Below are 23489 nucleotides of genomic sequence, written 5' to 3' on the forward strand. Positions count from 1 at the left end.
CCGCCCCCACCGCCGCCCGAACCTGTCTCCGGCCGGGTGCCGCCGTTCAGGAGGGTCTCGAAAGCGTTGAAAAGGCCACCCAGGCCGACGGCTCCGGTGCCGCCGGACCCGCCCTGCCCGGCGACTCCGCCGTTGCTGCTGCCCCCGGCTCCGCCGGCTCCGCCGTTGCCGCCGCCGGTGCCGAAGAGAGAGCCTGACCCGCCCGTTCCTCCGGCGCCGCCGTACCCAGCAGACGCACCGTCGGTGCCGTCGCCGCCCGTCCCACCGGTACCGCCATTGCCTCCGGTTCCGGAGAAGAGGCCGCTAGAAGCCCCGTTTCCGCCTGTTCCGCCATTGCCGGCCAAGGCGTCGGTGCCGCTGGCATCGCCGCCGTTACCTCCTGCGCCGCCGCTGCCGGCGGCACCTGAGCCGCCCAGCAGGCCGCCGCCGCCGCTGCCGTCGCCGCCATTACCGCCGCTGCCGGCCAGACCCTCGGTCCCGATGACGGCTCCGCCCGCGCCACCGGCGCCGCCGTCTGCGCCACTACCGCCGAAAACCGAGGTGATCGAGCCAAGGAGGGGATTCTCCAAAACTCCGGACATAGCGGCGAGCCGGTCGATCTGGGCCTGGATCTCCTCGGGCGTTTTGCCGGAGAGGACCGAGAGCTGCCTGAGCGCACCGCCGAACTGCTCGGGCGAGCTGTAGACACCGGCAAACGAACCGGCGGTGCCGCCGTCGCCGCCGCTGCCCGCTGTGGCACCGGTGCCGGTGCTGGCACCGCCCGTTCCGCCGACACCTCCGGCGCCGGCGGTACCGCCGCTGACCACGGCGCCCAGCCCGCCAGTGCCACCGTCGCCGCCCGTACCGGCGACGCTGTCGGCACCGGTGGCAGCGCCGCCGGTCCCGCCGGTCCCGCCGTTTCCGCCCTGCCCGCCGAACAGGAACCCGCCGATTCCACCGAAGCCACCCTGGCCGCCGGCACCGGCGGTGCTGCCGTCACCGACTGCGGCGCCGCCGGTGCCACCACCACCGCCCGCGCCACCAGCGCCGCCGAAGATGGCGAAAGCGGAGCCGCCTTGACCGCCGATGCCGCCGGCTCCTGCGAGGGCGTCATCGCCGTCAACGGCGCCGCCGGCGCCGCCCTGGCCTCCTGCGGCGCCGGTGCCGCCGAACAATGAGAAGGTCCCGCCGCCCATTCCGCCGTTGCCGCCGGCGCCGCCCGCATCGGTGGCGTCGCCGCCGGTGCCACCGGCACCGGCCGCCCCGCCGGTTACGCCGCCGAATCGCGCCCACGACAGGGCGCCGTCGCCGCCGTTGCCACCGGTCCCGCCGGTCAGGCCGCCACCGCCGGCCCCGCCGTTGCCGCCGGCGCCACCGATCTTGAACAGTTGGGCTCCCAGTGATGGTTTCGAGCCTTCGTCTGTCGGGCCGTTGGCGACGGGGCCGCCACCGCTGCCGCCATTGCCCCCGGCCCCTCCGACGCCGTTCAGTGAGTCGCCGCCGGCCCCGCCGTTACCGCCGAAACCGCCTACGGAGAACCACATTCCGGCCGCGCCGCCGCCGTCACCACCGTCGCCGCCAATCGCGCCGGCCAGGCCCTCACCGCCGTTGCCACCCGCGCCGCCGAATCCGATGAGCGCGCCGCTGAGGCCGCCGTCACCGCCGTCGGCGCCGGCCCCACCGATTCCGCCGGCCCCGCCGTTGCCGAACCAGACGGCGGCCCCGCCGTCTCCGCCCGTCACCCCGGCGACGTCGGAGTCGTAACCGTTGCCGCCGTCGCCGAACAGCCAGCCGCCCGTGCCGCCGTTGGGGTCGATCTCCGTGCCGTCGACGCCGTTGCAGATCAGCCCGCACACGGCGCCGGAGGCGAACAGGGGATTGATCAGGTCGCCCACCTGCTGCCCAAAGGAGCTGGACATCCAGTCCTGCATACCGGTGTGCAACTGCAGATAGAGGCCCTGGGCGAAGTCATCGAGGCTGAATGTGGAGTAGTCGGCGGCGCCCAAGCCGTCGAACCAGGTCGACACGTCGCCCAGGCCCAGGGCCGACGGATCGAACACCGCGGTGCCGATCTCGGTGAAAAAGCCGGTGTCTGACCAGTTGGCCGGGTCGAACCAAAAAGTCGGGTCGAGCAGATCTTCCAGATCGGCGTTGGCGGTGGGTGCCAGCCCCAGCGGGCCCACTCCCAAGGCCAGAACGGCCGCCGAGGCGCCCATCACCAGGCCCCGGGGACGACGGTGAGCGCTGCGGCGTTGACGCGACATGGGGGCCTCTCGGTGGGCGGTCGCGGCGACAGTGCCGAACCGGATCAGGGGTCTGCGATCCGGAATTTACCGTAACTTAAGCATGCCTGCAGGGTGCTGACCGGCCACTGTCGGTGACTTCGAAGGTGCAGACGGCTACTGCGCTTCGTCCTGTTCTGAAAGATGCTCGCGCAGATGGTATTTCACCACTTTGCCGGACTGTGTGCGGGGTAGGGCGTCGACGAACTCCAGGCGTACAGGCAATTTGAACGCCGCGAGCCTGCCGCGCGCGTGGTCGCGCAACTCTTCGAGTTCCAATGTCGCACCCGGGCGCAGCGCCACCACCGCGGTCACCGCCTCGCCCCACCTTTCGTGCGGGGTGCCCAGCACCGCGACTTCGGCCACGGCTGGGTGCCCGTAGAGCACGTCTTCGACCTCTGCCGGATACACGTTCTCGCCGCCGGAGATCACCATGTCCTTCACCCGGTCGAGCACCCAGATGTAGCCCTCATCGTCGGCCTGCCCGATATCGCCGGTGTGAAACCAACCGTCGGCGTCGATCACCGCGGCAGTGGCCTCGGGGTTTCGCCAGTAGCCGGCCATCACCTGCGGCCCTCGAACGCAGATCTCTCCGCGCGCACCCGCGGCTACCGGCTGATTGTCGACGTCGACGAGTCGCACATCCGACAACGGCAGCACCTGATTGCCCGCGGCGCCGATCTTCACCCCGACCTCATCGGTGCGCAGCACCAAGGCCAGGGGGGCGGTCTCGGTGAGTCCGTAGCCCTGGGCGAAGGGAATTCCGCGATCGCCATAGAGCCGGATCAGCGGCTCAGGCACCGGCGCGCCGCCGCAGACGAAGTTGCGCACGCTCGACAGGTCGGTGTCGGCGAACTCCGGGCACTGGCTCATGAACAGAAACATCGCCGGGACCCCGAACATGGTGGTGATCCGGTGCTCGGCGATCAGCCGCAGCGCCTCGGCTGGGTCGAAGGTGGGCAGCAGCACTATCTGCCCGCCCTTCTGCAGGGTCACCAGCGTGGTGACGTTGAGGCCGCCGATGTGAAACAGCGGTGCGCAGACCAGCGACACGTCGGTCTGACTGGTGTCGAACGTCAGCAGGGCATTGACGTTGTTCCAGAACAGGTTTGCGTGGGTGAGCATGGCCCCCTTGGGATGCCCGGTGGTGCCGGAGGTGTACATGATCACCGCGATGTCATCGGGTTCGGTGAATACCGGATCGGCCAGGGGAGCACGCTGCGCCAGGAGCTCATCGAGTACCTCTACGCCCGCGACGGGGTCCAGGGCGATCATTCGCTGCAGACCCGCCTGCGTGCGCACCTGTTCGATGACCGCCGCACGCTCGGCGTCGGCGATCAGGGTGTGTACCTGGGCATTGCCCAGGATGTAGCCCAGCTCGGCGGCGGTCAGTCGCCAGTTCAGCGGGACGAAAGCCGCGCCGATCCGGGCGGCGGCGAACAGTGTCACCAGGAAGTCGGGGTGGTTCAGACCCGCATAGCCGACGCGGTCCCCGCGCTGGGTGCCACCTGCGGCCAGCTCGGCCGCCAATCGGTCTATCCGATCCGCGAAATCGCGATAGGTCCAGGTGTTCTCACCGAAGGTGATGGCCGGTAGGTGCGGCGTTGCCGCCGCCCGCCGGGCGATCCAGGAGCCGAGGTCGATCGGGGGTGTCCGCACCCGAAGAACGCTAGCCTCGGCGGTGTCGCAACGCGGGCGGTTCGCGTAGCGAGTGCACATGGGCGCCATGGGTACCGATCAGACCTGCGCTGCAGCGCCGAATCGGTCGATGGCAGGCTGAACCGGTGCCCGGTTCGATCTGCGACATTCTGCCCTCCACGGCCGCGCTGCTGGGGGTTCCGGACGCAACCGACACACTCGGTCTGCGCGAGCGGGTCGGCGACGTGCAGCGAGTGGTGTTGGTGCTGGTCGACGGCCTGGGCTATCACCTGTTACCGCAACTGACCCGTGATGCGCCGTTGCTGGCCTCGGTGCTGGCCGGCACCATGGGGCACCTGAGCGAGTTGTCGTGCACCTTCCCGTCCACGACGCCGACGAACCTGGTCTCGCTGGGTACCGGCGTGCCGCCGGGCGAGCACGGTGTACTGGGCTTCACCGTCAACATTCCCGGAACCGAGCAGCTGCTCACCCACATCTTCTGGGGCGACGATCCGTCCCCCGCGGTGTGGCAGCCGGTGCCCACCTGGTTCGAGCGGCTGGGTGCTGCCGGCGTGGGCGCCCGCGCTGTGCTCCCGGAGCCTTTCGTCGGCAGCGGCTTGACCGAGGCCGCCTACCGTGGCGCTCAGTTCTGTCCGGTGGGCAAGGGTGAGTCCTACGCGCGCCGCGTCGTCGCCGAGCTGGCCTCGCCGGGCCTGGTCTACGCCTACACCGCCGCCCTCGACAACGCGGCGCATGCGTCCGGGGTCGGCTCAGCGCACTGGCATGCCGCAGCCGCCAGGGTCGATGCGCTGCTGGAACATCTGCTGACAAACCTGCCCGACGATGCGGCGCTGGTGATCACCGCAGACCATGGCGGCATCAATGTGCCCGAACGGGCCCGGATCGATCTGGACGCCGACCCGGTGCTGAGCGCGGGGATCCGGGTGGTGGCGGGCGAACCGCGGGTCCGCTACCTGCATACCGAACCGGGTGCAACGGCCGATGTGGTGGGAGCTTGGACCGAGCGTCTGGCCGGGCGGGCCCTGGTCCAGAGCCGGGAGCAGGCGGTGGCCTCCGGCGTGTTCGGCCCGGTGTCCGAGGGACACCTGGCGCGTATCGGCGATGTGGTGGTCACGTGCACCGGCGACACCGCGATCATGGCGACCAAACACGAGCCGCCGCAGGCCTCGGCATTGGTGGGTTTCCACGGCGGGCTGACCCCGGCCGAGACGGCGATCCCGCTCATCGTCCTTTCTCGCTGACCCTGCGCTGAGGGCGTCGCGCACGCGCACTTTTGCGCCCAGGACGCAGAGTCCTGGGGCGACGGCGCTACTCCTTGATGCCGTACTCGTCGAACCAGTGGGCCAGCTTGCCGCGCCGGCTGACCGCCCGCAGGCGGCGTTCGGCCGACAACCGGGTGTCGCTGGTGGTGACGATCAGCAGCTCGTCGCCCACGGTGATCCGGGTGTCGGGCTGCGGGACGAAGGTGTCGCCCTTGCGGATGATCAGGGTGATCACGCTTGGGTCGGGCAGCCGCAGTTCGAGCACCGAGACGTTGTGCAGCTTCGACCCGGGCTGCACCGTCATGGTCAGCAGCTCGGCCTCCAAGACGTCCAGGGGCGCGGCTTCCACCTGGATCTCGCGTGTGGTGTCTCGCGGGATCAGCCGCAGCCAGTGCGCGAACAGGCCCAGGCTGGGGCCCTGTACCACGGTGTAGACCACCACCAGGATGAACACGATGTTGAGCAGGCGATAGCTGTCCGGCACACCCTCGACGATCGGGAACGTGGCGAGCACGATCGGAACCGCGCCGCGCAGGCCTGCCCAGGACAGGAAGATCTGTTCGCGCCAGGGCACCCGGAACCAGATCAGCGACGCCACCACCGACAACGGCCGGCTCAGCAGCAACAGCACCGCCCCGATGATCAGTGCCGGCACCAGCTCCCCGGACAGCTGACTGGGGCTCACCAACAGCCCGAGCAAGACGAACAGCCCGATCTGCGCCAGCCAGCCGAGCCCCTCGGCGAAGGAGCGAATGGCCGCGCGATGCGGCAGGCCGGAGTTGGCCAGCACCACACCCGACAGATACGCCGCGATGAAGCCGCTGGAATGCACCGATGCGGCCGCCGCGAACGCCACCATCGCGAGCCCGAACGTCGCCAACGGGTAGAGGCCGGATGCCGGCAACGCCGCGCGGCGCAGCATCATGGCGCCCAGCAGCCCGGCGAGCAGCCCGATCGCCGATCCGGCCGCCAGCTCGTAGACCACCGCGCCGACAGCGTGGACCGGGTCGATCACCAGCGGTGTGGTGCTCAGCATCAGCACCACGATCGCCGCCGGCGCGTCGTTGAAACCGGACTCGGCTTCCAGCAGGCCGGCCACCCGCCTGGGCAGTGGCAGCACGCGCAGGATGGAGAACACCGCCGCGGCGTCGGTCGGCGAGACGATGGCGCCCAGCAGGAACGCCAGTTGCCAACTGATACCCAGCAGCAGGTGCGCGGCCACCGCGATCACCGCCATGCTGACCACGACGCCGACGGTGGCTAAGACCGCCGCCGGCGCCAGCAAGGAGCGGATGTTGGCGAAGCGCGTCGTGAGACCGCCTTCGACCAGGATCACTGCCAGCGCGGTGGTGCCCAGGTCACTGGCCAGCTGCACGTCGGAGAAATCCAGGCCCAGCCCGTCGCTGCCGATCACCACCCCGACCAGCAGAAACAGCAACAGGCTGGGTAGCCCGACTCGATCGGCCGCGCGGGTGGCGATGATGCTGGCCAGCAGTACCAAGCCACCGATCAGCAGAGCCAGGTAGAGCTGTTCCAGGCTCATCTGACCCCCGTTCGGACTGGTGGTGGCGGTGGGACCCGCGAATGTGATTCGCTCAAAGTCAGCGGGTTCGTGTTATCTGTCAGTAAATCAGTAGTGCTGTCACGACCGTGTTACGCCCGCAACGGCAGGGCCAACCCGGGGACTGAGGGGAGCAATCATGCGCATCGGGATCGCCGGCGCCGGCGCGGTGGGGCGATCGGTCGCACGAGAACTGATCGGCGATGGCCACCGAGTGCTGCTGATCGAACGCAATCCCGCGCATTACCAACCCCGGACCGTTCCGGACGCCGAGTGGCTGCTCGCCGACGCCTGCGAACTGAGCGCGCTGCGCGAATGCGGCATCGAGATGTGTGACGTGGTGATCGCCGCCACCGGCGACGACAAGGCCAACCTGGCCACCGCGCTGCTGGCCAAGGCGGAGTTCGGGGTGGCCCGGGTGGTGGCCAGGGTCAACAACGCCCGCAATGAGCCGTTGTTCACCGAAGAGTGGGGTATCGACGTGGCGGTCTCCACACCGCGGGCGATGGTCGCCGCGGTGGAAGGGGCCATCGACGTCGGGCATCTGGTGCCGTTGATGGGCCTGCGGCGCGGGCAGGCCAGCCTGACGAAACTGACCCTGTCCGAGGACAATCCACTGATCGGCCGTCAGGTCTGCGACATCGTCCTGCCCGAGGGAGCCGCGCTGGTCGCAGTGCAGCGCGGTGAGCAGGTGATCCTGCCGCGGACCACCGCCGCGCTGCAGGCCGGTGACGAGATGTTGTTCGTGGCGGCCAGTGGCCTGGACGATGAGGTGCGGGCGGTGGTGTACGGCGCACCCAGCGGTAGAAGGTCGCAGTGACACCGCGCCGACGCGGCGCGAACCCATGAATGCGGGGTACAGCGAGAGCGATGACGCCGGGAGCCTGGCCAGCGGCGCCGGAGTCATGGCTACCGTGCTGGCAGCGGCTCGGGCCGCTGCGGCGTCACGCGGGCTGATCAACGACCCGTTCGCGGCGCCGCTGGTGCACGAGGTGGGCTTGGACTTCTGCACGCGGGTGGCCGACGGCGATCTGGACATCAGTCGGCTCGGCAAGGACGGTGGGTTTCCGCGATTTGCCGAGTTCTCCGCGGCGCGCACCCGATACTTCGACACGTTTCTCACCGATGCCGCGCGCGGCGGCATCCGGCAGGCGGTGATCCTGGGCTCCGGGCTGGACACCCGCGCCTACCGACTGTGGTGGCCTCCCGAGACCACCCTCTACGAGGTCGATCACCCACATGTCGTGGACTTCAAAACCGCCACCATGCGGTCCTGGGGCGCCGCGCCCAGCGTGAACCGGCGGGCAGTCGGCATCGACCTGCGCGAGGACTGGACGGTGGCCCTGCGGCGAGTGGGCTTCAACGCCGCTGAGCCCACCGTGTGGGTCATCGAGGGGCTGCTGGTCTGGTATGTGCCCTCCGATGCCCAGAATCGCCTACTCGACGGCGTCACCGCCCTCAGCGCACCGGGCAGCCGGGTGGCCGCTGACCACGCGGTGCCGCCCAGTCAGCCTCAGGCCGTACACCACACTTCGCTGGTCGAGCGGTGGCGTCAACGGGGCCTGAGCCTCACCGGCCCCGGTCCGTTCTATTCGGGAGAACACGCCGATGTCGTCCGGTACCTGACCGAAAACGGTTGGACCGCAGCTCAGTCCGGAATCGCCGAACTGTTCTCGGCGGCGCGGCTGCCCCGGCTGTCCGACCGCGAGCTCGACGGCGCGCCGGCGGCCATCCGCTACGTCGCAGCGGCCCGCGCCTGTCCCGTGGGCGTTAGCCCGCCATGAATTCGGCGTAGGCCGAGGCTAACTCCGGCGGAAGACCGGTTGTGTTGCACTGCCGCTGCGTCTCGCCGATCGGTGCCAGGATTCCGCGCAGTTCGTAGTACTCCTGGGGGTGGGCGGTGAAGTAGCTGCGCACGTCCGCTGCGGCTTGCGGCCTGGGCGCGTTGATGGCCTGATTGACCACCGCGTTGGCACCCGGGTGCGCGGCCAGGTACTGCTGCGCCGAACCGGTCACCGAGTTCACGGTGTGGGAAACTCCTGCCGGACTGCAGTCGGGTTCCGCAGATGCCGACGGGGCGGCGACCAGGGTGGCGGCGGTGGCGCCCAGCAGTCCGGCACCGAGGCCGAACCGGCGAATCATGGTGAAGCCGTGGGCGTTCGACATTGTTGGTTCCTTCCGGATAGGGAATGCGATTGCCGTGTGCCGCCCAAGGTACGCGCGGTCGCGGTGCACTCCGCAGGCCCGCAGGCGCGGCCGCGGGCGACGCTGTCGACCGTTCCTGAACTTGCCGTATGTTTTGGCGGCGCATGCTCCACCACTGCGGAGACGTTGGCTAAGAACCGTTCTTAAACTGCGAGATGGGCACTTATCCGATCGTGACCTTAATGTTTGCTCGCACGTGCGATCGCCGCCTCAGCGGCCTCTTTGATCGGCCCGTGCCAGACCTCACCGTGGCCGGGCGCCAGGATCTCCGTTTCCAGGAGAGCCAGCGCGCTGAGGCTTCGCACGCTGTCGTCCTGGCTGTAGCTGAACAGCTCCGGCAGCAGCTGCGGTCCCGAGTGGGCCAGGACGGGATGGCCGGTGATCAGCGCGTCACCGCTGGCCAGAACGCCGTCCACCAGATACGAGCAGTGGCCGCGCGTGTGGCCGGGAGTGGGGATGGCGAGCGGCTGGCCGGGCAGTCCCGCGGCGATCTCCCCGGTGAGCGCTTGCGCCGAGGGGATGCCCTCGCGATTGAGGCCGCCGCTGCGCACCACGTGCGCGGTCCACAGCGCCCAGCTGGGGCGCCACAGCCGCGGCGCCAGCGCCAGCGGTGAGACCTGCTCCAGGTACTCGCGTTTGGCGTGGCCGACCTCGTCGGCGTGGCAGTACACCGGGGTGCCGTGCGCCTTGGCCAGCCAGATCGCCGCACCGAAATGGTCGACATGGGCGTGGGTGAGCAACACCGCGCGCACATCGGCCGGGTGGTAGCCCAGCGCGCCCAGCGACGCCAACACGTCGGTGCGGTCGCCGGGGTAGCCGGCGTCGATCAGCATCACACCGGTGTCGTCGGTGACCAGCAGCCAGTTGACGGCCTCGCCGCGGGCTAGGTACACGCGCTCGGTTACCGGAACGAGCTCCACGAGCTTCTCACCCATGCCCGTGAGTTTAGGAAGCCGACGGGAGAGTAGAAAAGGTGGAATGGCGGAACTAAAACTCGGGTACAAGGCGTCGGCGGAGCAGTTCGGACCTCGGGAGCTGGTGGAGCTCGGCGTGGCGGCCGAAGCGCATGGCATGGACAGCGCCACCGTGAGCGACCATTTCCAGCCTTGGCGCCACGAAGGCGGGCACGCGCCGTTCTCACTGGCCTGGATGACTGCGGTCGGCGAGCGCACGAACCGGATTGTGCTGGGGACCTCCGTGCTGACCCCGACGTTCCGATACAACCCCGCCGTGGTGGCGCAGGCCTTCGCGACCATGAGTTGCCTGTACCCGGAGCGGATCTTCCTCGGTGTCGGCACGGGTGAGGCCCTCAACGAGATCGCGACCGGATTCACCGGCGAATGGCCCGAGTTCAAAGAGCGGTTCGGGCGGCTGCGCGAGTCGGTGCGGTTGATGCGTGAGCTGTGGCGAGGCGACCGGGTGGACTTCGAGGGTGACTACTACACGCTCAAGGGCGCATCGATCTACGACGTGCCGGAGTCGGGTGTGCCGGTCTACATCGCGGCGGGTGGCCCGGCGGTGGCCAAGTACGCGGGGCGCGTCGGTGACGGCTTCATCTGCACCTCGGGCAAGGGTGAGGAGCTCTACACCGAGAAGCTGATGCCGGCGGTTCTGGAAGGTGCCGCAGCCGCCGACCGCGACGCCGACGGGGTCGACAAGATGATCGAGATCAAGATCTCCTACGACCCCGATCCCGAACTGGCCCTGAACAACACTCGATTCTGGGCGCCGTTGTCCCTGAGTGCCGAGCAGAAGCATTCCATCGACGACCCGATCGAGATGGAGAAGGCCGCTGACGCGCTGCCCATCGAGCAGATCGCCAAGCGCTGGATCGTTGCCTCGGACCCGGACGAGGCCGTGGAGCAGGTGGGCCAGTACGTGAAATGGGGTTTGAACCACCTGGTGTTCCATGCGCCCGGCCACGACCAACGGCGCTTCTTGGACCTGTTCGCCACGGACCTGGAGCCACGGCTGCGCCGGCTGGGCGCCGCACCTCAGGCGTAGCCGCAGCCGGGATCGGGTGCGTCCTGCGTCAGCGGGGCACCGATCGGCAGGAGGTACACGGCCTCCAGCACCACCGGGGTCGGTCCCAGGTTGCGGCCGATGTGGGCATGGGCGGGTCCGCCGGGTTCGGTGATCTGATCGCCCGGCCCGTAGACGCCGTCGAGGCTGCAGTCGGCACGATTGTGGGTCAACGTGCCGGCGCGCACCACGCCGAACACGGTGCCGTCGTGCCAATGCCATCCGGTGCTGCCTCCTGGTTCGATGGTGATCTCGCGCAGGAAGTAGTCGCGGCCGTCGACGGTGGTCTGTGACAGCGTCACCCCGCTGATCCGATCACTCGGCGTGGCGGCAGCAAGCGGCGCCGCGGCCGGTATCAGGGCCACCAGGCACAGTGATGCCACCGAAGTGCCCCGAAGCCGGCCGGTCATGGTCATCGGCCTAGAACGTGCTCATGGGGCGCACGGCATTGGCCATGTCGACCAGTCGGTAGCGGTGCTCCTGGGTGGGTGCCAGTCGAGCCAGGGCGCGCAGCGCCATCTCCACTCCGAGCCGCAGGCCGTGCTCGGTAAACGGGAATCCGAGGATGTGGTTGGTGCTGGCCTTGTGCTCGGCCAGCCAGTCCATCGCCGCGCCCAGCACCAGCGCACGGATCTGCAGCACGCGTGGTTCGGTCTCCGGCAATGCCTCCACCCGGCGTGCGGCGTCCCTGATCTGGGCCTCGGTGATCTCGTTGGACGAACGTCCAGACAGCAGCGTCACCGCGCTGGTCAGCCGCGCGGTGGTGAAATGCCTTGAGGTGGCAGGCACTTCGTCCAGGGTGCGAACCGCCGCGGTCCGGTCGCCCTCTACCGAGAGTGCGCGGGCCAGGCCGAAGGCCGCCGAGATCACGCTGTCGTCGGTGCGCCACACCGACTCGTAGAAGCCGCGCTCGTCGTCCGTGCCGGCCAGTTCCGCGGTGGCGGCAAGTGCCATCTTCGGGGCCAACTCGCCCGGGAACATGTCCAGCACCTCGGTGAAGTCCTTGCGGGCGGCGTCGTAGTCGCCGTTGAGCAACTCGGCGACTCCCCGGAACCAGACCAGGCGCCAACGCCAGCCCACCTGTTCGGCCAGCTCGTCGAGCTTGCTGGTGGCCTTGGTGACATTGCCGAGATCGAGCAGGGCGCGCACTTCCATCAAGGGCAGCCCGATGGACTCCGACAGGTCGATCCCCTCGGACTCCAGCGCGCTGTGCCGCACGGCGCGCAGTGAATCCAGGGTCTGTACCGGTTCGCTGAGCTCCATCGACGACAACAACGGTGCCGCGACGTCACCCGGATCGATCAGCGGAACCTGTAGGGCGGTGATGATCTCGCGTGCGGTCAGGTTCTGCGAGTGCACGTGCCCGTCCAGATAGACGTCGGTATGGGCGACCAGTAGGTGCTCGCCGAAGGTGGATCGTGATCGGGTGAACACCGTGGACAGCCCGGGCCGGGGTGTACCGGTGTCACGCGCGACCACTTCGCGCAGCACGCCCATCAGCTGCGCCGACATCTCCTCGGCGGAGGTGAACCGACGGCGTGGGTCGGGATCGATCGCCCTGCGCAGCAACCTGCGGTACGAGTCGTATTTCTTCAAGACCGGGTCGTCGTCGGGCAGTCCCTCCACGTAACGACCGTCGCGGGTGCGCAGCTTGAGGGTCAGCGCGGCCAGAGTCCGGCCCACCGTGTAGATGTCGGTGGCCACGGTGGGCCCGGTGCGGACGATGTCGGGGGCCTGAAATCCCGGGGTGCCGTAGAGGTAACCGAAGGAGTTGATGCGAGCTACCGCGCCCAGGTCGATCAGCTTCAGCTGTTCCTCGGTCAGCACGATGTTCTCCGGCTTGAGGTCGTTGTAGACCAAGCCCAGGGAATGCAGATAGCCCAGTGCGGGAAGGATTTCCAGCATGTAGGCGATGGCCTGCGCCACCGGCAGCCGGGTGCCGCGGTTCTGCTTGAGCGACTGGCCGCCGACGTACTCCATCACGATGTAGCCGACCGGGTCGCCGTGTGAGTCCGGATGCTGCACGAAGTTGAAGATCTTGACGATCGACGGGTGCGTCACCTCGGCGAGGAACTGGCGCTCGGCCATCGCGATGGCTTGAGCCTCGGCATCACCGGAATGCACCAGGCCCTTGAGCACCACCGGGCGCTCATTGACGTTGTGGTCGACGGCCAGGTACACCCAGCCCAGGCCGCCGTGGGCCACGCAGCCCTTGATCTCGTACTGCCCGGCCACCATGTCGCCGGGTTTCAGTTGCGGCAGGAAGGAATACGGGCTTCCGCAGTGCGGGCACCAACCCTCCGAGTCGCCTTTGGCGTCCCCGGTGGATCGGCCCACCGGTCGCCCGCAGTTCCAGCAGAACCGCTTGGACTCGGCGACCTCCGGGTTGTCCATGAGCGCGGCGAGGGGGTCGATCTCGGGAACGCGAGGGATCTCCACCAGGCCACCGCCCAGGCGCCGCCGGGGCGCGACGGTGCGCACCACGGTTGTCTGGTGGGATTCGGCCGGGCCGGGGGAGCCCGCACCCTCCCGGGGACGGAAGATCGCCTGGGTCGACATCGGCCGCCGCACCGAAGACGATTCGGCCAGTACGTCTGCGCGCTGGGTGGCCGGCCCCTCGTCCTCCAGCTCGGTCACGAGCTGCTCTGCGTCGTCGTCGGCCATCAGTCCGAGTACCTCGGGGTGGGCGGCAGCGGCGCCGGCCCCAGCACCGTCAGCCACTTGCGGTACAAGGTGTTCCAGGTGCCGTCGCGGCGGATGCGCTCCAGGGTGCCGTTGACGAAACGCACCAGTCCCGTGTTGTTCAGGTTGATCCCGATGCCGTAGGGCTCCTCGTCCATACTCGGCCCGACGATGTGCAGATACGGGTCCTGCGACATCAGTCCGGCCAGGATCGAGTCGTCGGTGCTGACCGCGTCCACCTGGCGCTGTTGCAGCGCCACCAGGCAGTCGGCCCAGTTCACCACCGAGACGATGATCGGCGCCGGGGAGATGTTGCGAATGCGCCGCAGCGACGTGGTGCCCTGTGCCACACAGACCCGCTTGCCGGACAGGTCCGCGGCCCGGCGGATCGCGGAGTCCCGCGGTACCAACAGCCGCTGATTGGCCACCAGATACACCGTCGAGAAGTTGACCAGCTCGCGCCTGCCGCAGGTGATGCTCATGGTCTTGACGACGATGTCGACTTCGGACTTCTCCAATGCCGCGATGCGTTCGGCCGACGCCAGGATTCGGTACTCGACCTGCGTGGGGGTGCCGAAGATATCGCGGGCCACCTCGCCGGCGATGTCAACATCGAAGCCGGTGATCTCGCCGGTGATCGGATCGCGGAAGCTGAACAGGTTGCTGCCGATATCCAGGCCGACGATCAACCGGCCGCGATGGCGGATCTTGGCCACCGCCGCGTCGGCCTCGGCCTTGGTGCGGAACGGACGCAGGCTGGCGGTGGCGTCGCAGTCGTCGGTACTCGGTTCGGGCGGCCGGGGTGGCTCGGGGGCAAGCTCCTCCATGCCCGCGGGGGTGGGCGGTGGCAGGGTCGGCATGGCGGTCGCTGTCACGAACTCGTTGCGGCCGCAACCGGTCAGCCCGGACAGCACCAATGCCGCGCTCAGTGCGCACACCAGCGTCCGGGGCCAACGGTGGATCATCATCTGTACTCGTTCAGTCGGGGCCACAACCCGAGCGCGACCGCGATCGCGGCACTCATGCTGAGCACCGCGCCCCCCACCGGGGCCACCGACAGTACCCGGCGGGCATTGAGCACGTCGCTACGCAGCTGATTTCGGCTGTGCTGCAAGGCCTTGTCCAGGGCCGCATCCAGCTGATCGAACGCGGGAGTCGAGTCGTCGCCGCTGCCGCCGAGGGCCACCTGGGTGGCGGCGCGGTAGTTGCCCACGCTGATGTAGGCGTTCATCCGGTCATTGGCCTGCCGCCAGCGGGTGAGCAGTTGCCCGGCGTTGGCCAGGTCCGCCTTGTCCACGGCGTCGCCGCGCTCCAGGTAGCCGTCGAGCTGTTCCTGCATGGTGTCGATGCGTTGGTAGAAGGTCTGCTTGCGGGTCTCTTCATCACCGCGGCGGATCAACGACAGGGTTTCGTCGGCGCGCGCCTGCTGTGCCGTGATCGCCAGGTTGGTGATCGCCTTGAGGGATTCGGCGCCGGTGTCTTTGGCGTTGCGACTGCCTGCGGTGGAGATCACCAGCACCGTGCCGACCCAGATGATCATCAGCAGAATCGCCAGACCCCCGGCGACCAGGCCGAAGTTGATCCGGCGGCGAGTGTGGCGCGCCAGCCAGCGATGGGCGAACGCACCGAACAGCACGGTGGTCGCCACCACCAGGATCACCGGGGCGGGCACCCGTGTCGACGCCGTGGTCTGGACGTCCACCGTCGCCGAGGTGGCCTGATAGAGACGCTGGGCGTCGGGAAGGATGGTGTGCTGCATCAGCTCGGAGGCTTCCGAGAGGTAGGACGAACCGACCGGATCGCCGGAGCGATTGTTGGTGCGGGCCGTCTCGATCAGGCCGGTGTAGACGGCCAGCTCCGCGTTGATCCGCCCCAGCAGTTGCAGCAGCGGCTCGTCGTCGAGACCGCCGGAAGCCCGGGTGACCGCGACCGCGGCGTCGGTGATTGCCTGCTCGTAGCGCTGGCGCACCGCCCGCGGCTCACCTTGGGCGATGAACGCCGTGGCCGCCGCGGCGTCGGCCACCGACAGCCGGGTGTAGAGCTGCCCGGCGGCGTAGGCGAGTGGCTCGGTGTGGTTGAGCACCGTCGTCAGGGTGTTCTGCCGGTTGTTGATCGTGGTGGCGGTGGCGAACGCGCTGATACCGCCGAGTGCGGCAAGGATGAGTCCGATGGCCAGGATTCGACCAGGTGTGGTGGTGAAGAACCACCAGCGGGGTCGGGCCGGTTCGGTCGGCGACCGTGACCCCGCCGGCTCGGTTGACGGATGCGCCAACTCAACGGTCACGTCTCTCCAGACTCCATCTCTGCGGCTGCTCGCGGCACCAACGATACTAAAAGGATTCTAAGAGCCAAGGCGTGTCTGCGTGCCCACTCGGCGCGGTTGTTTCCGAAAACGTCGCCTGATGTCGCCAGAACCGAGACCTTGCCAATCCCGATACGCTTCCTAGCGTGCGTGGTGACGGCGATGGGTGGGCGTTCTCTGATACCGGCGCCCGCTTCTGGGGCCGGCACGGTGCGGCAGGACTCCTGCTGCGGGCCCCGCGCCCCGACGGCTCGCCCACCGTCCTACTGCAGCATCGCGCGTGGTGGAGCCACCAGGGCGGCACCTGGGCGCTGCCCGGTGGCGCCCGCGACAGCCACGAGTCCGCCGAAGAGGCCGCCATCCGCGAGGCGCAGGAGGAGGCCGGTCTGCCCGCGGATCGGATCGTGGTGCGTGCGGCCGTGGTGACCGCCTCGGCAAGCGGCACCAGCTGGACCTACACCACGGTGGTGGCCGACGCCGAAGAACTGCTCCCGGTGGTGCCCAACGGCGAGAGCACCGAACTGCGATGGGTAGATGAGCACGAGGTCGCCGGGCTGCCCTTGCACCCGGGTTTCGCCGCCAGCTGGGATCTGTTGCGCGGGCTGGAACTGCCCGGCTGAGCCAGGCGCCCGCTACGCCCCGATCAGCCCGGAACGCAATGCGGCGGCCGCGGCCTGCGGATCCTCGGCGGCGGTGATCGCCCGCACCACCACCACCCTGCGGGTCCCGGCCGCCACCACCTGCGGCAACCGCTCGAGGTCGATGCCGCCGATGGCGAACCACACCTTGGTGTCGGGTTGGTCGGCGGCGAACCGCACCAGCTCCAGGCCCGGCGCGGTCCGGCCGGGCTTGGTGGGGGTGGGCCAGCATGGCCCGGTGCAAAAGTAGTCGACCGGCTCGGCCAGGGCAGCGCTGACCTGATCGCGGTCGTGGGTCGAGCGGCCGATCAGTACCTCGGGCCCGATGACCTCACGCGCCGCCGGCAGCGGCAGATCGTCTTGGCCCAGGTGCAGCACGTCGGCGCCGGCGGCGCGGGCGATGTCGGCGCGATCGTTGACCGCAAGCAGTGCCCCGTGCCGGCGGGCGGCGTCAGCCAGGATCTCCAGCGCCGCCAATTCGCCGCGGGCCTCCAGCGGACCGAACCGCTGTTCGCCCGGCGAACCCTTGTCGCGCAGCTGAATGATGTCCACGCCACCGGCCAGTGCGGCGTCGGCGAACTCGGCCAGGTCACCGCGTTCCCGGCGGGCATCGGTGCACAGGTACAGCCGGGCATCAGCGAGTCGGGCGAGACGGTCAGAGCGTTTGTGCACACCGCGACGCTAGCGGCTAGCTTGGTGTGTTGACACGCGAGCAGGTGGAAGGGAGCAGCACATGCCCGGACCCTCCCTCGGTTCGCTGGCCGTGATCGGCGGCGGCGTGATCGGGCTGTCGGTGGCTCGGCAGGCCGCCCGGGCCGGGTGGACGGTGCGAGTGCACCGAGGCGGCGAACCCGGCGGTTCAGCGAGGCTCGACGGAGGAGAGGCGAAGCTGGGAGCGCCGTATCAACCCGGCGGTTCAGCGAGGCTCGACGGAGGAGAGGCGAAGCTGGGAGCGCCGTATCAACCCGGCGGTTCAGCGAGGCTCGACGGAGGAGAGGCGAAGCTGGGAGCGCCGTATCAACCCGGCGGTTCAGCGAGGCTCGACGGAGGAGAGGCGAAGCTGGGAGCGCCGTATCAACCCGGCGGTTCAGCGAGGCTCGACGGAGGAGCGGCGAAGCTGGGAGCGCCGTATCAGCCCGGCGCCTCCTGGGTGGCCGGCGGCATGTTGGCCCCGCACAGCGAGGGATGGCCCGGCGAAGAGCGTCAATTGCGGCTGGGTCTGCGCTCGCTGGAGTTGTGGCACGACTTCCTCGACGGCCTGCCGACGCAGGTCGTCACGGCGCGCGAATCGCTGGTGGTGGCCTTCGACCGAGCCGATGTCGCCGACCTGCGCACCGTCGCCGAATGGCTTTCGGCGCAGGGGCATCCGGTGAACTGGGAGTCGGCTGCGCGCGATGTCGAGCCCCTGTTGGCCGGTGGCATCCGGCACGGTTTCCGGGCCCCGACCGAGCTCGCGGTCGACAACCGCGCGGTGGTCATCGCCCTGGTGGACGCCTGCGAGGAGCTTGGCGTGAGCTGGGCCCCGCCGGTGGGTGATCTGGCCGAGGTGGCCGCCGACGACGCCGTGGTGATCGCCAACGGCATCGATGCCCCGGCGCTGTGGCCGGGACTTCCGATCCGCCCGGTCAAAGGCGAGGTGCTGCGGCTGCGCTGGCGCAAGGGTTGCCTGCCGCCGCCGCAGCGGGTGATTCGTGCGCGGGTGCACGGCCGCCCCGTCTACCTGGTGCCGCGTCCCGACGGCGTGGTGGTGGGCGCCACGCAGTACGAACGCGGCCGCGATACCGCCCCCGCGGTGTCCGGAGTGCGCGATCTGCTCGACGACGCCTGCGCGCTGGTCCCGGCGCTGGGGGAGTATGAGCTGGCCGAATGTGCCGCGGGCCTGCGGCCCATGACACCGGACAACATGCCATTGGTGCACCGACTCGACGACCGGACCATTGTCGCGGCCGGGCACGGCCGCAATGGCTTCCTGCTCGCGCCGTGGACCGCTGAACAGGTTGTGTCCGAACTACTTCCGGTTGGAGTCCAGCAATGATGATCAATGTCAACCAGAAGCAGGTGGAGGTGGCAGAGGCGACCACGGTCGCCGCGCTGCTGGCCTCGCTGGGCTATCCCGACCGGGGGATCGCGGTGGCGGTGGATCAAGCCCTGCTGCCGAAATCGCTGTGGGAGACCACCCTGACCGAGGGTGCCTGTCTGGATGTCGTGACGGCGGTGCAAGGTGGTTGAGGACGCGAAGCTGACCATCGCCGGGCGGGAGTTCAGTTCCCGGCTCATCATGGGAACCGGTGGGGCGCAGAGCCTGACGGCGCTGGAAGAGGCGCTGGTGGCTTCGGGTACCGAGCTCACCACCGTGGCCATGCGTCGGGTCGACGCCGAAGGTGGCACCGGCATGCTGGATCTGCTGAGCCGGTTGGGAATCACGCCGCTGCCCAATACGGCGGGTTGCCGCAGTGCTGCCGAAGCGGTCCTGACCGCCCAGTTGGCGCGCGAGGCGCTCGGTACCGACTGGGTCAAGCTGGAGGTGATCGGCGACGAGCGCACCCTGTTGCCCGACGGAATCGAATTGGTGCGTGCCGCTGAAGAGTTGGTCGATGAGGGATTTGTGGTGTTGCCCTACACCAACGACGATCCGGTGCTGGCCAGGCGGCTCGAGGATGTGGGCTGCGCGGCAGTGATGCCGCTGGGTTCGCCGATCGGCACCGGTCTGGGGATAGCCAACCCGCACAGCATCGAGATGATCGTCGCCGCTGCGGGGGTACCGGTGGTGCTCGACGCCGGTATCGGTACGGCCAGCGACGCGGCATTGGCGATGGAATTGGGTTGCGACGCAGTGCTGCTGGCCACCGCAGTTACCCGAGCCGCCGATCCGGCCGCCATGGCCGCGGCCATGGCGGCCGCTGTCACCGCCGGCTATCTGGCGCGCCGGGCGGGGCGTATCCCCAAGCGTTTCTGGGCACAGGCGTCCAGTCCCGCCCTGTGATGCCCAATCCCCGCGAAGGCGCGTGTTTGTACGCGACACGCCGTGAAAATCGGCGCAACCGTGCACGGTCGAGGCCATGAATCGTTATGTCGCACTGGGCAGTTCGATGGCGGCAGGACCTGGAATCCGGCCGCCGGCCCCAGGCGCGCCCCGGGCGGCGGGCCGGTCGGCGCGTAACTATCCGCACCTGGTCGCCCACGCGCTGGGGCTCGATCTGTGCGACGTCACGTTCTCCGGGGCCACCACCGCCCACCTGCTGAGCGAGCGCCAACGCGGCGTGCCTCCGCAGATCGAGACGCTCAACGGTTCAGAAGCCCTGGTCACCATCACAATCGGTGGCAACGACGTCGGCTACGTGCCGTTGCTGATGGCTGCGGCCTTGCCCGGGCCGCTGCGGCGACTCCCGGCGGTCGCCGAGTTGCTCGATCCCGGCCGGCGCGAGCAGGCGCTGGGCGAGGTCGAACCGGCGCTGCGGGCGGTTGGCGCCGCGGTGCGCAGCCGTTCACCCTACGCCCGGGTGGTCTTCGTCGACTACCTGACCCTGCTGCCGCCGGCCGGCCAGCGGGCCGGGCGCTTGCCGGACGACGCGGTGGACCTGGCTCGCCACGTCGCCGACGGGCTGGAGCGGTACACCGCGAAGGCGGCGGCCGCCACCGGCTGTGAACTGGTCCGTGCCGGCCAGGCCAGTCGCGCGCACCACCCGTGGTCGGCGCGGCCGTGGACGGTGGGTGCGGGCCTGCCGCTGCCCTGGCGACCGTGGCCCTTTCATCCCAACGCCGCTGGTATGGGCGCGGTCGCCGGGTTGGTCGCCGCGAGCTGCAGCGGCCAGGCCTGACCTCGTATTCACCGCGCACCCACTAACGTGGTCGCGGTGGAATACAAGTCGAAGTTGATCCCCGTCCTCGGCGCCGCGCTGGTCGGTGCGCTGTTTAGCGCCGGCTGCAGCCGCACCCCGGAAAGCGCCGAGCACGGAGTGGATCCGGCCGCGGTCGTGGAGTTCGCCAGCAGCCTGCGCGACAAGGTCACCGTCGACGCCATGATGACCCACCTGCAGAAACTGCAGGAGATCGCCGACGCCAACAACGGCACTCGTGCGATCGGGACCCCCGGTTACGACGCCAGCGTCGAGTACGTGGCCGGCGCCCTGCGCGAGCACGGCTTCGACGTCGAGACCCCGGAATTCATCGCCCGAGTGTTCAAGTCTGAGCCCGGCTCGGTGCACCTCGGCGACAAGACCGTCGAGGCCCGGGCACTGATGTACAGCCTTGGCACGGCGCCGGAGGGCGTCACCGGTCCCCTGGTGGCCGCCCCCGCCGATGACAGCCCGGGCTGCAGCGCCGAAGACTACGACGGGCTGCCGGTCAAAGGCGCCGTCGTGCTGGTCGATCGCGGCACCTGCCCGTTCAAGGAGAAGATGGCCGTCGCCGTCGAGCTCGGCGCGGTGGCGCTGGTGGTCGCCGACAGCGTCGACGAGCCGAAGATGGGTGGCACTCTGGGCGAGCAGACCGACGTCACGGTTCCGGTGGTGAGCGTGACCAAGGCCGACGGTGCGATGCTGCGCGAGGGACATGGGCCGCTGACGCTGAAGCTCGACGCCCACACCGACGACATCCCGTCTCGCAACATCATCGCCCAGACCAAGACCGGCGCGACCGACAACGTGGTCATGATCGGCGCCCACCTGGACAGCGTCCCGGAGGGGCCGGGCATCAACGACAACGGCTCCGGTGTTGCCGCCGTACTGGAAACCGCTCTGCAGTTGGGGGATTCGCCGCAGGTGAACAATGCGGTGCGGTTCGGCTTCTGGGGCGCCGAGGAGCTCGGCCTGATCGGTTCGCGCAAGTACGTCGAGTCCCTCGATGTCGAGCAACTCAAGAACATCGCGCTGTATATGAACTTCGACATGCTGGGTTCGCCGAATCCGGGCTACTTCACCTATGACGGCGACCAGTCGCTGCCGGCAGACAAGCGGGGTCAGCCGGTGGTGCCGGAGGGTTCGGCCGGCATCGAGCGGACCATGGTCGCCTACCTCAAGTCCGCGGGCAAAGAGGCACGTGACACCTCGTTCGACGGCCGGTCGGACTACGACGGTTTCACCCAGGCCGGCATCCCCTCGGGCGGATTGTTCTCCGGCGCGGAGGTGAAGAAGTCGGAAGAGGAAGCCAAGCTGTGGGGCGGTACCGCTGACGAGGCGTTCGACCCGAACTATCACCAAAAGGGTGACACCGTGGCGAACATCGATCGTGACGAGCTGGCGATCAACGGCGGCGGGGTGCCCTACTCCGTCGGGCTTTATTCCCAGGACCTCAGCGGCCGCAATGGGGTACCGGTGCGAGAAGATCGCACTCGCCACGTGCTCACCCAGCCGTGATCCGTTCGGCGGGAGCCCTGCTGGTCGCCGTCGGCGTGCTGGCGGGCTGCTCGCCGGAGCCTGTGGCGGCGCCGTTGTCGAACCGGTTGGCAAGCCAGGTCACCGCCGCGGCCATGGTGGCGCATCTGCAGCGATTGCAGGAGATCGCCGACGCACACCAACGCAATCGTGCCGACGGCACGGCGGGCTTCGACGCCAGCGCCGACTACGTGGCCAACGCCCTACGGGGCAGGGGTTTCGAGGTTCAGACTCCGGAGCTCACCAGGCTCGACACCCTCTCGCAGGGCAAGCCCACCCTCACCGTCGGTGGGGTGGGTTACTCAGTGGATCAGGCGTCACTGCTGGTACGCACTCCGTCCCGGGGAGTCGCCGGTCCGGTGGTCCGGCCCACCCGATCGTCCGGCTGTGCGGCGGCCGACTATCCACCCGCCGTGCCCCGCGGGGGCATTGCGGTGGTCAGCGACGCCGGCTGTTCGGTGGTGGTCAAGCAGAACGTCGCCGCCGAGCGTGGCGCGGCGGCAGTGGTGGTGGTGAGCCTGCCGAGCCGCAACGGGGCCCCGGCGGGGCTTTTCCCGCCGGGGTACTACGACCACCTCGCCATGCCGGTGGCGGTGGTGGGGCGCGACGGCGACAACGCACTGCGCCGCACCACCGGGACTGTGCGGCTGGTGCTGGATGCCAACACGGTCAAAGTCACCTCGCGCAACATCCTGGCGCAGACCAAAACCGGCTCCGAGCGTGACGTCGTGATGGTCGGAGCGCACCTGGACAGTGCGCCCGGCGGCCCCGGGATCAACGACAATGGCTCCGGCGTGGCCGCGGTGCTGGAGACCGCGCTGCAGCTGGGCCCCGAACCGGCGGTGACCAACGCGGTGCGGTTTGCGTTCTGGGGCGCTGAGGAACAACAGCTGGGCGGCTCGAGTGACTACGTGTTCGGGCTCGATCGAGATCAGCTCAACGACATCGCCCTGTACCTCGACGTCGACATGCTTGCCTCCCCGAACCCTGGCTTCTTCACCTACGACGGTGACCAGTCCGCGCTGCCCAGCCGGGAGATCACCCCCGAAGACGTCCCGGTGGGCTCGGCCGGCATCGAGCGCACACTGGCCGGTTACCTCAATCTGGTGGGCGTGCGGCCCGCCGACATGCCACTGAGCGCCAACACCGACTACAGCCCCTTCGTGGTGGCCGGGGTGCCCATCGGGGGTGTCACCACCGGCGCCTCGCAGCTCAAGACCACCGCCCAGGCCCGGCTGTGGGGTGGCAAAGCCGGTGCGGCATTCGACCCGAACTATCGCGGCCCCGGCGACACCGTCGAACACATCAGTCAGCATGCGCTGGCAGTGACCGGGGCGGCGGTCGCGTTCACCGTGGCAAACTATGCGCAGTCCATCGGTGGGCCCAACGGCGTGCCCGACCGCGACAGGCGTCACCGGGTGGCGCTGGGACGGTAGACGGTGTTGCGGCCCGGGCAGCTATACCCGGGCAGGTGTCTACCGTTAGCCTGACTGTGTTAATAATGCTGTGCACGTGACACGGCGGG

General features: G+C 69.1%; 21 protein-coding genes and 1 pseudogene. 12 read left to right on the forward strand and 10 right to left on the reverse strand.

All coding sequences use genetic code 11. From position 1 onward, the window contains the following. On the reverse strand, positions 1–2243 hold a 2243-nt coding region (locus BST15_RS23100), incomplete at its 3' end, for a PGRS repeat-containing protein (RefSeq protein WP_337349471.1). A gap of 135 nt (positions 2244–2378) precedes the next feature. After that, on the reverse strand, positions 2379–3920 hold the full coding sequence (locus BST15_RS14685) for an acyl-CoA synthetase (protein ID WP_409366537.1): 1542 nt from the start codon (positions 3918–3920) through the stop codon (positions 2379–2381). 125 nt (positions 3921–4045) lie between these two features. On the opposite strand from BST15_RS14685, the gene BST15_RS14690 reads away from it, so the two are divergent. Next, positions 4046–5161 carry an alkaline phosphatase family protein gene (locus BST15_RS14690; RefSeq protein ID WP_046190622.1) on the forward strand — a complete coding sequence of 372 codons (1116 nt, stop codon included), beginning with the start codon at positions 4046–4048 and terminating at the stop codon, positions 5159–5161. Positions 5162–5228: 67 nt separating this feature from the next. On the opposite strand, the gene BST15_RS14695 is transcribed toward BST15_RS14690, so the two are convergent. Further along, positions 5229–6725 (reverse strand): potassium/proton antiporter, encoded by a 1497-nt coding sequence (locus tag BST15_RS14695; RefSeq protein ID WP_046190623.1) that lies wholly within the window; start codon positions 6723–6725, stop codon positions 5229–5231. A gap of 157 nt (positions 6726–6882) precedes the next feature. Between BST15_RS14695 and BST15_RS14700 the strand changes: the two genes are divergently transcribed. Together BST15_RS14700 and BST15_RS14705 are read left to right on the forward strand one after the other, a co-directional pair. After that, the gene (locus BST15_RS14700; protein ID WP_046190624.1) at positions 6883–7563 is read left to right on the forward strand and encodes a potassium channel family protein; all 681 of its coding nucleotides are present in this window, start codon (positions 6883–6885) and stop codon (positions 7561–7563) included. A gap of 25 nt (positions 7564–7588) precedes the next feature. Further along, complete coding sequence (locus tag BST15_RS14705; RefSeq protein ID WP_046190625.1) at positions 7589–8527, forward strand: SAM-dependent methyltransferase; 939 nt, start codon at positions 7589–7591, stop codon at positions 8525–8527. On the opposite strand, the gene BST15_RS14710 is transcribed toward BST15_RS14705, so the two are convergent. Both BST15_RS14710 and BST15_RS14715 read right to left on the reverse strand, forming a co-directional pair. Continuing rightward, positions 8514–8909: a heme-binding protein gene (locus tag BST15_RS14710; protein ID WP_046190626.1), complete on the reverse strand. Its 396-nt coding sequence runs from the start codon at positions 8907–8909 to the stop codon at positions 8514–8516. The genes BST15_RS14705 and BST15_RS14710 overlap by 14 nt on opposite strands. A gap of 218 nt (positions 8910–9127) precedes the next feature. Next, positions 9128–9883 (reverse strand): MBL fold metallo-hydrolase, encoded by a 756-nt coding sequence (locus BST15_RS14715; RefSeq protein WP_046190627.1) that lies wholly within the window; start codon positions 9881–9883, stop codon positions 9128–9130. A 43-nt stretch (positions 9884–9926) separates the two neighbouring features. Between BST15_RS14715 and fgd the strand changes: the two genes are divergently transcribed. Next, the gene (gene fgd, locus BST15_RS14720; protein ID WP_046190628.1) at positions 9927–10952 is read left to right on the forward strand and encodes a glucose-6-phosphate dehydrogenase (coenzyme-F420); all 1026 of its coding nucleotides are present in this window, start codon (positions 9927–9929) and stop codon (positions 10950–10952) included. Here fgd and BST15_RS14725 read toward each other — a convergent pair. From BST15_RS14725 to glnX, 4 genes are read right to left on the reverse strand one after another with little or no spacing between them, the layout of a single operon-like run. Beyond that, complete coding sequence (locus BST15_RS14725) at positions 10943–11386, reverse strand: cupin domain-containing protein (protein ID WP_234708343.1); 444 nt, start codon at positions 11384–11386, stop codon at positions 10943–10945. The genes fgd and BST15_RS14725 overlap by 10 nt on opposite strands. Positions 11387–11390: 4 nt before the next feature. Further along, positions 11391–13634, reverse strand: coding sequence for a serine/threonine-protein kinase PknG (locus tag BST15_RS14730; RefSeq protein ID WP_046190638.1), 2244 nt, complete (start codon positions 13632–13634; stop codon positions 11391–11393). Further along, entirely contained in the window at positions 13634–14620 is a 987-nt protein-coding gene (locus BST15_RS14735; RefSeq protein ID WP_198528326.1) for a glutamate ABC transporter substrate-binding protein, read from the reverse strand. Before BST15_RS14735 ends, BST15_RS14730 begins: the two co-directional genes overlap by 1 nt. Further along, positions 14617–15936: a protein kinase G-activating protein GlnX gene (gene glnX, locus BST15_RS14740; RefSeq protein ID WP_046190630.1), complete on the reverse strand. Its 1320-nt coding sequence runs from the start codon at positions 15934–15936 to the stop codon at positions 14617–14619. The genes BST15_RS14735 and glnX overlap by 4 nt, the downstream gene beginning before the upstream one ends. 164 nt (positions 15937–16100) lie before the next feature. Here glnX and BST15_RS14745 point away from each other — a divergent pair, with 164 nt between their 5' ends. Further along, positions 16101–16574, forward strand: a complete 474-nt coding sequence (locus tag BST15_RS14745; protein ID WP_046190631.1) for an NUDIX hydrolase — start codon at positions 16101–16103, stop codon at positions 16572–16574. 12 nt (positions 16575–16586) lie between these two features. Here BST15_RS14745 and thiE read toward each other — a convergent pair whose 3' ends face one another. Next, positions 16587–17264 (reverse strand): thiamine phosphate synthase, encoded by a 678-nt coding sequence (gene thiE / locus BST15_RS14750; RefSeq protein WP_046190632.1) that lies wholly within the window; start codon positions 17262–17264, stop codon positions 16587–16589. A 61-nt stretch (positions 17265–17325) separates the two neighbouring features. Here thiE and BST15_RS21455 point away from each other — a divergent pair. From BST15_RS21455 to BST15_RS14780, 7 genes and pseudogenes are all read left to right on the forward strand, one after another. After that, positions 17326–17442, forward strand: a pseudogene (locus BST15_RS21455) (FAD-dependent oxidoreductase); the annotation flags it as partial. A gap of 210 nt (positions 17443–17652) precedes the next feature. Further along, positions 17653–18627, forward strand: a complete 975-nt coding sequence (gene thiO / locus BST15_RS14755) for a glycine oxidase ThiO (protein WP_083071031.1) — start codon at positions 17653–17655, stop codon at positions 18625–18627. Next, on the forward strand, positions 18624–18821 hold the full coding sequence (gene thiS / locus BST15_RS14760) for a sulfur carrier protein ThiS (protein WP_046190634.1): 198 nt from the start codon (positions 18624–18626) through the stop codon (positions 18819–18821). Before thiO ends, thiS begins: the two co-directional genes overlap by 4 nt. After that, a complete protein-coding gene (thiG, locus tag BST15_RS14765) occupies positions 18814–19575 on the forward strand; it encodes a thiazole synthase (protein WP_083071025.1) in 762 nt (253 codons plus the stop codon). Before thiS ends, thiG begins: the two co-directional genes overlap by 8 nt. A 76-nt stretch (positions 19576–19651) precedes the next feature. Continuing rightward, the gene (locus tag BST15_RS14770; RefSeq protein ID WP_083071026.1) at positions 19652–20410 is read left to right on the forward strand and encodes an SGNH/GDSL hydrolase family protein; all 759 of its coding nucleotides are present in this window, start codon (positions 19652–19654) and stop codon (positions 20408–20410) included. Between the two features lie 90 nt (positions 20411–20500). Then, positions 20501–21946: a M28 family metallopeptidase gene (locus BST15_RS14775; protein WP_409366539.1), complete on the forward strand. Its 1446-nt coding sequence runs from the start codon at positions 20501–20503 to the stop codon at positions 21944–21946. Continuing rightward, on the forward strand, positions 21943–23400 hold the full coding sequence (locus BST15_RS14780) for a M28 family peptidase (RefSeq protein WP_046189767.1): 1458 nt from the start codon (positions 21943–21945) through the stop codon (positions 23398–23400). Before BST15_RS14775 ends, BST15_RS14780 begins: the two co-directional genes overlap by 4 nt. Positions 23401–23489: the final 89 nt, after the last annotated feature.

It is taken from the genome of Mycolicibacter arupensis (genome assembly GCF_002086515.1).
Taxonomy (GTDB): Bacteria; Actinomycetota; Actinomycetes; order Mycobacteriales; family Mycobacteriaceae; genus Mycobacterium; species Mycobacterium arupense.